The following is a 1319-nucleotide window of genomic DNA, read 5'->3' on the forward strand; positions in this document are numbered from 1 at the left end:
GCCACGGCAGCGTCGAGGGCGGTCAAGGCGGTGTCGGCGTCCAGCAGCGGGGTGCTGCCGATGATGACCGGCGTGTCACCGTCGGCACCGCGCAACTGCACCGGGCTGCGCACTTCGGCCAAGGGGCCGTTCCACACATGCAACTGGCCGCCGACCAGGTAATCACGTTGTTCGATGGGCGCCGCGAGCCGGAATTGCTCGGGAATCTCGGCGGCAGTGGGAAACAGCTGGGCGAGCAGGTTGTCGGTGGTCATGTCGCTACCCCTGGAATGGTTGCAAAACGTGACTAGAGATTCACCCATCAACGGCCCGTGTGGCAAGGGCTAGACGCATTAACCCGCGAACCTTGGAAAACCTTGAGCACAACCGTGAGCTCGCCGGGTAAACTGCGCGGCTTTCTTGAAGGAGTTCACATGAGTCAGTACCAGCCGGGCATTCTTGCCGCACCGGTGCCGTTGCAGGCACGCCATCTGTTTTTTGCCATTGAGTCGCTGGATGCCGTGCCTGCCGCACTGGATGCGCTGGTGCAGTTGGTGGACGCCAGTGCGGTGGTCGGTTTTGGTGAGCCGCTGGTCAATGCCCTTGGCGCCCGGATTGACGGGTTGCGGGCGTTCCCTCATGTGAGCGGGCCGGGGGCGGAGAATCCGTCGACCCAGCAGGCGCTGTGGGTCTGGTTGCACGGTGTGGATCGCGGTGAGTTGCTGTTGCGCAGCCGGGCGTTCGAGAAGGCCCTGGCGCCGGGGTTTGGTCTGGTGCAGATGACCGAGGGGTTTCGCTACAAGACCGGGTTTGATCTGACCGACTATGAGGATGGCACTGAGAATCCGCATGATGATGCGGCGGTGGAGGCTGCGGTGGCGCAGGGTGGTGCGAGTTTTGCGGCGATCCAGCAGTGGCAGCATGATCTGGATGGGTTTGCGGCGTTGCCAGCTCTGGAGCGGGACCACATTATTGGTCGGCGCCATGGCGATAATGAGGAGCTGGAGGACGCGCCGGAGTCGGCGCACACCAAGCGTACGGCTCAGGAGAGTTTTACCCCGGAGGCGTTTGTGGTGCGGCGGTCGATGCCATGGGCCGAGAATGGTCAGGCGGGGTTGATGTTCCTGGCGTTTGGGCATTCGTTTGATGCGTTTGAAGCCCAACTGCGCCGCATGAGTGGGCTTGAGGATGGGATTGTTGATGGGTTGTATCGCATTAGCAAGCCGTTGACTGGGGGGTATTACTGGTGTCCGCCGGTGCGTGATGGGCGGGTGGATTTGAGCTTGGTGCGCTGAGGTTTTTGTTCGGGGTACATATCCATTATTTAGGTAACGGCCGCC

At 61.9% G+C, this 1319-nt stretch carries 1 protein-coding gene and 1 pseudogene; one reads left to right on the top strand and one right to left on the bottom strand.

Going from position 1 to position 1319, the window contains the following annotated elements; genetic code table 11:
• Positions 1-254: pseudogene (locus HX846_RS15200) on the bottom strand (NADP-dependent glyceraldehyde-3-phosphate dehydrogenase); the annotation flags it as partial.
• A gap of 159 nt (positions 255-413) precedes the next feature.
• Between HX846_RS15200 and HX846_RS15205 the strand changes: the two are divergent.
• Positions 414-1274, top strand: a complete 861-nt coding sequence (locus HX846_RS15205; RefSeq protein ID WP_102369500.1) for a Dyp-type peroxidase — start codon at positions 414-416, stop codon at positions 1272-1274.
• Positions 1275-1319 lie beyond the last annotated feature (45 nt).

Source organism: Pseudomonas sp. K5002, assembly GCF_013386655.1.
Lineage (GTDB): Bacteria > Pseudomonadota > Gammaproteobacteria > Pseudomonadales > Pseudomonadaceae > Aquipseudomonas.

Coding starts and splice junctions, on each gene's coding strand:
- HX846_RS15205 (WP_102369500.1), top strand. CDS start 414: ATGAGTCAGTACCAGCCGGGCATTCTTGCCGCACCGGTGCCGTTGCAG.